The organism is Alcanivorax sp. HI0083 (genome assembly GCF_001635175.1).
Genome location: NZ_LWFX01000931.1, coordinates 1 through 8,819, shown reverse-complemented (window position 1 = coordinate 8,819; position 8,819 = coordinate 1). Strand labels below are relative to the sequence as shown.

Annotated in this window: 7 protein-coding genes, 1 tRNA gene and 1 pseudogene; all 9 read left to right on the top strand. The window is 55.4% G+C overall.

Features of this window, described 5'->3' with window-relative positions; all coding sequences use genetic code 11:
* The first annotated feature begins 42 nt into the window (after positions 1–42).
* Positions 43–118, top strand: a tRNA-Trp gene (locus A3754_RS10230).
* 43 nt (positions 119–161) lie between these two features.
* Positions 162–536: a preprotein translocase subunit SecE gene (gene secE / locus A3754_RS10225; RefSeq protein WP_063519592.1), complete on the top strand. Its 375-nt coding sequence runs from the start codon at positions 162–164 to the stop codon at positions 534–536.
* A 9-nt stretch (positions 537–545) separates the two neighbouring features.
* Positions 546–1,088, top strand: coding sequence for a transcription termination/antitermination protein NusG (nusG, locus tag A3754_RS10220; RefSeq protein WP_039926800.1), 543 nt, complete (start codon positions 546–548; stop codon positions 1,086–1,088).
* A 113-nt stretch (positions 1,089–1,201) separates the two neighbouring features.
* Positions 1,202–1,630: a 50S ribosomal protein L11 gene (rplK, locus tag A3754_RS10215; protein WP_007148611.1), complete on the top strand. Its 429-nt coding sequence runs from the start codon at positions 1,202–1,204 to the stop codon at positions 1,628–1,630.
* Positions 1,631–1,633: 3 nt separating this feature from the next.
* Positions 1,634–2,329: a 50S ribosomal protein L1 gene (gene rplA / locus A3754_RS10210; protein WP_063519591.1), complete on the top strand. Its 696-nt coding sequence runs from the start codon at positions 1,634–1,636 to the stop codon at positions 2,327–2,329.
* A gap of 306 nt (positions 2,330–2,635) precedes the next feature.
* A complete protein-coding gene (gene rplJ, locus A3754_RS10205) occupies positions 2,636–3,166 on the top strand; it encodes a 50S ribosomal protein L10 (RefSeq protein WP_063519590.1) in 531 nt (176 codons plus the stop codon).
* 65 nt (positions 3,167–3,231) lie between these two features.
* The gene (gene rplL / locus A3754_RS10200; protein ID WP_063519589.1) at positions 3,232–3,612 is read left to right on the top strand and encodes a 50S ribosomal protein L7/L12; all 381 of its coding nucleotides are present in this window, start codon (positions 3,232–3,234) and stop codon (positions 3,610–3,612) included.
* 146 nt (positions 3,613–3,758) lie between these two features.
* Positions 3,759–7,901 carry a DNA-directed RNA polymerase subunit beta gene (gene rpoB / locus A3754_RS10195; RefSeq protein ID WP_063519588.1) on the top strand — a complete coding sequence of 1,381 codons (4,143 nt, stop codon included), beginning with the start codon at positions 3,759–3,761 and terminating at the stop codon, positions 7,899–7,901.
* Positions 7,902–7,992: 91 nt separating this feature from the next.
* Positions 7,993–8,819, top strand: a pseudogene (locus A3754_RS10190) (DNA-directed RNA polymerase subunit beta'); the annotation flags it as partial.

Genomic DNA, 8,819 nt, shown 5'->3' with positions numbered 1-8,819 from the left:
GCGTGCCCGTCACCCTGTTTTGTTTCAGGTTTAAAGAGTTACAGGCCAGTAGTTCAATTGGTAGAGCACCGGTCTCCAAAACCGGCTGTTGGGGGTTCGAGTCCCTCCTGGCCTGCCAATTTTCCCAAAACTGCCACTCAGGTGGTGGGGTGCATCGTCAGATGAGCGAGAAAACAGAAGCGCGTTCCGGCTCTGCCGCCTTTGAGGCGGTGAAGTGGTTGTTGGTTGTGGGGTTTGTTGCTGCGGCCGTAGTGGGCAATAGCTATTTCTCCGACCAGGCAGCCCTGTATCGGGTGATCGGTGTTGTTGCTGTTTCTCTGGTGGCGGTGTTTGTTGCTCTGCAAACTGAGCAGGGCAAAGCGTTCAACCAGTTGCGCAAGGATTCTCTGGTCGAGCTTCGCAAGATTGTGTGGCCGACGCGTCAGGAAACCTTGCAAACCACGCTGATTGTTCTGGTCTTTGTTGTGATTGTGGCCCTGTTGCTGTTTGTGCTCGACTGGATTCTCGGTGGGCTCATGTCCTGGGTTATTGGCTAAGGGGTAAGCATGGCAAAGCGCTGGTACGTAGTACACGCCTATTCAGGTTTCGAGAAATACGTAAAACGTGCTCTTGAGGAGCGCGTTAAATTGCGTTCTATGGAAGAGCTTTTTGGTGAAATTCTGGTTCCCACTGAGGAAGTGGTGGAGATCAAGGGTGGCCAAAAACGCAAATCCGAGCGCAAGTTCTTCCCGGGTTACGTTCTGGTGCAAATGGAGATGTGTGATGACTCCTGGCACCTGATCAAGGAAACCCCGAAGGTGATGGGCTTTATTGGTGAAGATCCGAAAAATCCGGGTCGTGTTTCGCCCATTACCCAGAAAGAGGCGGATGCCATTCTGCGTCGTATGGATGATGCAGTTGAGAAGCCGAAGCCGAAGACATTGTTTGAAGCGGGTGAAGTGGTTCGTGTTAACGACGGTCCTTTCGCTGACTTCAACGGTGTGATCGAAGAAGTGAATTACGAGAAGAGCCGTCTGCAGGTGGCTGTGATGATCTTCGGTCGGTCCACACCGGTTGAGCTGGAGTTCGGTCAGGTCGAAAAGACCTGATTGGAATCAGCGTTTAAATTAGGTGCCCTGGTCGCTGAGAGGTGGCCGGGGTGTTTTGACAACCTGAGGGGAGCCCGCCATAGGCGCGGCGTTCGCACCCAAGGAGTCTTAAAATGGCGAAGAAAGTACAAGCCTACATCAAGCTGCAGGTTGCAGCGGGTCAGGCTAACCCGTCACCGCCGGTTGGTCCTGCTCTGGGTCAGCACGGTGTGAACATCATGGAGTTCTGTAAGGCGTTTAACGCCCAGACTCAGCAGCTGGATGCCGGTGCGCCGGTTCCGGTCGTGATCACCGTTTACAACGATCGCTCCTTTACCTTCACCATGAAGACGCCGCCGGCGGCTTACCTGCTGAAGAAAGCGGCTGGTATCAAGAGCGGTTCCGGTGAGCCGAACACCAAGAAAGTGGGCAAGGTAACCCGTGCGCAGCTGGAAGAGATCGCCAAGGCCAAAGAGCCGGATCTGACTGCTGCGGACCTGGATGCCGCTGTGCGCACTATCGCGGGTTCTGCCCGTTCCATGGGCCTGGATGTGGAGGGTTAACCAATGGCTAAACTGTCTAAGCGTAACCGTGCCATCCGCGAGAAGGTTGAAGCGGGCAAGCTGTACCCGGTTGAGGAAGCGGTCGCACTGCTGGCTGAGCTTTCTGCCGTGAAATTCAAAGAGTCTGTGGACGTGGCGGTAAACCTGGGTGTTGACCCACGTAAATCCGATCAGAACGTTCGTGGTGCTTCTGTTCTGCCTCACGGTACCGGCAAGACTGTCCGTGTTGCCGTGTTTGCCCAGGGCGCAAAGGCTGAAGAAGCCAAAGAGGCGGGCGCAGACGTTGTTGGTTTTGACGATCTGGCCGAGAAGGTTCAGGCGGGCGAGCTCGATTTTGACGTTGTCATTGCTTCCCCGGACGCGATGCGCGTTGTCGGCAAGCTGGGCACCATTCTGGGTCCCCGCGGTCTGATGCCGAACCCGAAAGTTGGTACCGTGACTCCTGATGTTGCCCAGGCGGTTAAAAACGCCAAGGGTGGTCAGGTGCGTTACCGTACCGATAAGGGCGGGATTATTCATTGCACCGTCGGCCAGGTGGGTTTCGACTCCAGCGCCATCAAGGAAAATGTGGAAGCGTTGATTGCTGACCTGAAGAAGGCCAAGCCATCTTCCGCCAAAGGGGCTTACTTCAAGAAAGTTACCTTGTCTACCACCATGGGTCCCGGTCTGTCCATCGATCCGGCATCCCTGGCAATGTAAGTAGTTTCGATCCTGTCGCACGGCAGGATCAAAAGGGCTTTGATCCCGGTGTCGCGTCTCTTGCAGTGAGCGATGCCGGGGCGTCAAAGACCGCAGGTTTTCGGTGTGTTTTGGTGTCTGCCTTCATGAGGTAAGTAGGCCGCCGGAATTAAGGGGTAACCGCCTGCGCAGGCGCGGTAGTTGTTTCCTGATTTGCTCAGGTTGTGGCTCCGCGATAATGGCCGGGAAACCGGCTCTGGCGACCGCCTCGAAATCAGATTGCAGTCGATTTTGACGGTTAATGTTTGTGAATCCAGGAGGTACATCATGCCTTTGAATCTGGAGGACAAACGAGCGATTGTTGCTTCGGTTAATGCTGTTGCTACTGAAGCGCTGTCTGCTGTGGTTGCTGACTATCGTGGTCTCACTGTTTCTCAGATGACTGAGTTGCGTAGTAAGGCCCGTGAAACCGGCGTGTACCTGAAAGTAGTACGGAACACGCTGGCGAAGTTCGCCGTGAAAGACACTGAATTCGAGTGTCTGAACGATGCACTGGTTGGCCCCACTGTTTTGGCTTTTTCCCAGGATGATCCGGGCGCTGCTGCTCGCCTCATCAAGGATTTCGCCAAAGACCATGACGCGCTGGAAGTAAAAGCTCTGGCCGTGGGTGGCGTAACTTATGGTGCTCAGGATATCGATGTCCTGGCCAAGTTGCCGACTCGCGACGAAGCAATTTCTCAGCTCATGTCCGTTATGCAGGCCCCGGTGGCCAAGTTTGTTCGTACCCTCAACGAGGTGCCCGGCAAATTTGTTCGTACGGTTGCTGCAGTCAAGGACCAGAAACAGAGTGCTGCCTGATTTTTCAGGTTGCGTAACTACCCGATCCAATCGGATCACCAAAGTGGTGATTTAGGAGATTGAAAATGGCCGTTTCCAAAGAAGATATCCTCGGCGCTATCGCCGATATGAGTGTTATGGACCTCGTTGAACTGATCGATGCCATGGAAGAGAAATTCGGCGTAACTGCCGCTGCTGCTGTTGCTGCTGCTCCTGCAGCTGGCGCTGGCGATGCTGGTGGTGCCGCTGAAGAGCAAACCGAGTTTGACGTTGTTCTGACCGGTTTCGGTGACAAGAAAGTTGGCGTGATCAAGGCTGTCCGTGAAGTGACTGGCCTGGGTCTGAAAGAAGCCAAAGAGCTGGTTGAAGGCGCTCCTGCTCCTGTTAAGGAAGGCGCTGCCAAAGACGAAGCCGAAGAGATCAAGAAAAAGATCGAAGAGGCTGGCGGTACTGCCGAGCTCAAGTAAGCGCATTGGCGCTATGTCTTTCTGCGGTTTCGCAGAAAGGCGCCGGCTGGCAGCTTTTTGGCTGCCAGCCTTTTGTCGTTTCTGTATGAAGGGTTTCATGCAGAAATATCACCACAGGGTGATAGGTCAACAGCTGAGGAACGCAGATGGCATACTCATTCACTGAGAAAAAGCGGATCCGCAAAGATTTCGGCAAGCTTCCGAAAGTTATGGAGGTGCCTTATCTCCTGGCGATACAGCTCGATTCTTACCGTAAATTCCTGCAGCAGGATAAGAGCTCAGAAGAACGCCTTGAAGAAGGCCTGGAAGCCGCTTTCCGATCGGTATTTCCGATCGCCAGTTATTCAGGAAATGCAGCGCTGGAGTATGCCGGCTACGAGTTCGGCAAACCCGTTTTTGATGTAAAAGAATGCATCATTCGCGGTACTACCTACGCGGCGCCATTGCGTGTGCGTATTCGTCTGGTGATTTACGATCGTGAATCATCCGGGGCGATCAAGGATATTCGTGAACAACAGGTCTACATGGGTGAAATTCCCCTGATGACCGAAAACGGTACCTTCGTTATCAATGGTACCGAGCGTGTAATCGTGTCCCAGCTGCACCGGTCTCCCGGTGTGTTCTTCGACCACGATAAAGGCAAGACTCACTCCTCCGGCAAGCTGCTCTATTCTGCCCGGGTGATTCCTTACCGTGGTTCCTGGCTGGACTTTGAATTCGATCCCAAAGACCAGGTCTTTGTCCGGATCGACCGTCGCCGCAAATTGCCGGCGACCATCCTGCTGCGTGCGTTGGGTTACACCTCCGACGAAGTGTTGGAGATGTTCTTCGACACCAATGAAATCGCAGTGGAAGACGGCATTTACCGTATGAAGCTGGTGCCGGAGCGTCTGCGTGGTGAAACCGCGACCTTCGATATCCTGGCGGACGGTGAAGTCGTGGTGGAGCGTGGCCGTCGTATCACCGCGCGTCACATTCGCCAGCTGGAAAAGGCTAATATTGAGTACCTGGAAATTCCTGCCGAATACCTGCAGGGCAAGTACCTGGCCAAATCCATCATCGATCAGGACACCGGCGAGATCCTGGTGGAGTGTAACACCGAGCTGACAGCGGAAACGCTGGAGAAGCTGGAACAGGGCGGAATTACCGATTTCGAAACCCTGTACACCAACGATCTGGACAACGGCCCGTTCATGGCCGACACCCTGCGTGCTGATCCGACCCGTACGCCGCTTGAGGCGCTGGTCGAAATTTACCGCATGATGCGCCCGGGTGAGCCGCCCACCAAGGAAGCGGCTGAGAACCTGTTCAAGAATCTGTTCTTCACCGACGAACGTTATGACCTGTCCGGTGTTGGCCGGATGAAGTTTAACCGTCGTCTCGGTCGTGAAGATGAAACCGGTCCTGGCATCCTCTATGACGGCCGCTACTTCAGTGCCCGCTCCGATGAGGAAGGCAAGCAGTACTTCGAACAAATGGGCGGGGAAACCTCCGACATTATCGAAGTGCTGAGAACCCTGGTAGATATCCGCAACGGTAACGGCGTGGTCGATGACATCGATCACCTGGGTAACCGTCGTGTGCGTTCCGTGGGTGAAATGGCCGAGAACCAGTTCCGTGTCGGTCTGGTGCGTGTGGAGCGTGCGGTCAAGGAGCGTCTGAGTCTGGCGGAATCCGAAGGCCTGATGCCGCAGGATCTGATCAATTCCAAGCCGGTGGCCGCTGCCGTGAAAGAGTTCTTTGGCTCTTCCCAGCTGTCCCAGTTCATGGATCAGAACAACCCACTGTCCGAGATTACGCACAAGCGTCGTGTCTCCGCGTTGGGTCCGGGTGGTCTGACCCGTGAGCGTGCCGGCTTTGAGGTTCGCGACGTACACCCGACTCATTACGGTCGTGTATGTCCGATCGAGACCCCTGAAGGTCCGAACATCGGTCTGATCAACTCCCTGGCCACCTATGCCCGCGCCAACGAGTATGGTTTCCTCGAGTCTCCGTACCTGAAGGTTATCGACGGCAAGGTCAGCGAAGAAATCGAATATCTGTCCGCGATTGAAGAAGCCGAGTGCGTGATTGCGCAGGTAGACGCGAAAATGACTGAGGACGGCGGTTTCGAAGAAGACTTCGTTACTGTGCGTCACCGTTACGAATTTACCGTGATGGAACGTGACACCATTACCCATATGGATGTCTCTCCCCGTCAGGTGGTATCCGTGGCCGCGTCCCTGATCCCGTTCCTTGAGCACGATGATGCGAACCGTGCCTTGATGGGCTCCAACATGCAGCGTCAGGCTGTGCCCACCCTGCGTGCTGACAAGCCGTTGGTCGGTACTGGTTTTGAGCGTCATGTGGCCCGCGATTCCGGTGTCTGTGTGGTTGCCACCCGTGGCGGTATCGTCGACAAGGTGGATGCGTCCCGGATCATCGTGAAAGTGAACGATGACGAAGTGAGCGAAGGTGAAGCGGGTGTAGATATCTACAACCTGACCAAATACACCCGCTCCAACCAGAACACCTGCATCAACCAGCGTCCGCTGGTGAAAGTGGGTGATCGGGTTGCTGCCCGCGACATCATGGCTGACGGTCCGTCCGTTGACATGGGTGAGCTGGCCCTGGGCCAGAACATGCGCGTGGCGTTCATGCCCTGGAATGGTTACAACTTCGAGGATTCCATCCTCATCTCCGAGAAAGTGGTGAAGGAAGACCGGTTTACCTCCATCCACATTCAGGAGCTGACCTGTATCGCCCGTGATACCAAGTTGGGTCCGGAAGAGATTACCGCTGATATTCCCAATGTTGGCGAAGCCGCGCTGTCCAAACTGGATGAATCCGGCATCGTGTACATTGGTGCGGAAGTGGAAGCTGGCGACATTCTGGTGGGCAAGGTAACGCCGAAGGGCGAGACCCAGCTAACCCCGGAAGAAAAGCTGTTGCGTGCCATCTTCGGTGAGAAAGCCTCTGACGTGAAGGATACCTCCCAGCGAGTGTCTTCCGGCGTTAAGGGCACCATCATCGACGTACAGGTATTTACCCGCGACGGCGTGGAAAAAGATGAGCGTGCCCGTCAGATCGAGCAGGCTGCCCTTGAGCAGTTCCGCAAGGATTTGAAAGACGAGTACCGTATTCTCGAGCAGGATATTCTGGAGCGTCTGCGTACCGTCATGGTGGGCAAGAAGGTCAATGGCGGCGCCGGCTTCAAGCGTGGTGCCGAGATGACCGGCGAGATCCTGGATGGCCTGGATGCCGAGAAATGGTTCGAACTGCGCCCGGCCGACGATGATGTGGCTGAACAGCTTGAGCGCGCCCAGCAGTACCTGGAGCAGCACAAGAAAGAGCAGGACGAGCGCTACAAGGACAAGCAGGCCAAGATCTCCGGTGGTGATGATCTGGCTCACGGCGTCCTGAAAGTGGTCAAGGTTTATCTGGCGATCAAACGTCGCATCCAGCCCGGTGACAAGATGGCCGGCCGTCACGGTAACAAGGGTGTGATCTCCGTGATCATGCCGGAAGAAGATATGCCGTATGACGAGAACGGTGTGCCGGTGGATGTGGTGTTGAACCCGCTGGGTGTACCGTCGCGTATGAACGTGGGGCAGATTCTGGAGACCCACCTGGGGTGGGCGGCGAAAGGTCTTGGTGAGCGTATCGGCGAAATGCTGGCCGAGCAGAAGAAGATTGCGGATATTCGTGTCTTCCTCGACAAGATCTACAACAAGGCCGGTGCCGGTGGTACTCCGGAAGACCTGGACAGCTTCAGCGATGATGAGATCATTGATCTGGCCAAGAATCTGGTAGGCGGCGTGCCTATGGCCACTGCGGTATTCGACGGTGCCAAAGAGTTCGAGATCAAGGAACTGCTGGAACTGGCAGGCCACGACCGTTCCGGTCAGGTGCAGCTGTGGGATGGTCGTACCGGTGAAGCCTTCGACCGCAAGGTGACCGTGGGCTACATGTACATGCTCAAGTTGAACCACCTGGTGGACGACAAGATGCATGCCCGTTCCACCGGTTCCTACAGCCTGGTTACCCAGCAGCCGCTGGGTGGTAAGGCGCAGTTCGGTGGTCAGCGTTTCGGTGAGATGGAAGTGTGGGCGCTGGAAGCCTATGGCGCCGCTTACACCTTGCAGGAAATGCTCACTGTTAAATCCGATGACGTGAATGGCCGTACCCGCGTTTACAAGAACATCGTGGATGGTGATCACCGCATGGATCCGGGTATGCCGGAATCCTTCAACGTATTGCTGAAGGAAATCCGTTCGCTTGGTATCAATATCGAGCTGGAAAACGACTAAGGCAGTGGGCTCCGCCGGGTAACGACGGAGCCACTGTGTACCCGGGTTTAGGAAAGAATCTAGAGCGAAAGCTCACTACGGAGGACTGGCCTTGAAAGACTTGCTGAATTTGCTCAAAAGTCAGGGACAAGTCACGGAGTTCGACAAGATCCGCATCGCGCTTGCGCCGCCGGATCTGATCCGCTCCTGGTCTTTTGGTGAAGTGAAAAAGCCTGAGACCATTAACTACCGCACGTTCAAGCCTGAGCGTGATGGTCTGTTTTGTGCGCGAATCTTTGGTCCGATCAAGGACTACGAATGCCTGTGCGGTAAGTACAAGCGTTTAAAGCATCGTGGCGTTATCTGTGAGAAGTGTGGCGTTGAAGTCACCCTCTCCAAGGTGCGTCGTGAGCGCATGGGGCACATCGAACTGGCGAGCCCCACCGCGCACATCTGGTTCCTGAAGTCACTGCCGTCCCGTATCGGCCTGATGCTGGATATGACCCTGCGTGATATCGAGCGTGTGCTGTACTTCGAATCCTTTGTCGTGACTGAGCCGGGCATGACCACGCTGGAGCGTGGGCAGCTGCTCACCGATGAAGAATACTTCGACTCCCTGGAAGAATTCGGTGACGAATTCGAAGCCAAGATGGGTGCCGAGGCTGTGCAGCAGCTGCTGATGGAGTTGGATCTGGTTGAAGAAATCAAGATCCTGCGTGAGGAAGTGGAATCCACTAACTCCGACACCAAGCTGAAGAAGCTCTCCAAGCGTCTGAAGTTGATGGAAGCCTTCAAGGATTCCGGCAACGCGCCTGAGTGGATGATTCTCACCGTGCTGCCGGTTCTGCCGCCGGATCTGCGTCCGCTGGTGCCGCTGGACGGTGGCCGTTTCGCCACCTCCGACCTGAACGATCTGTACCGCCGGGTGATCAACCGGAA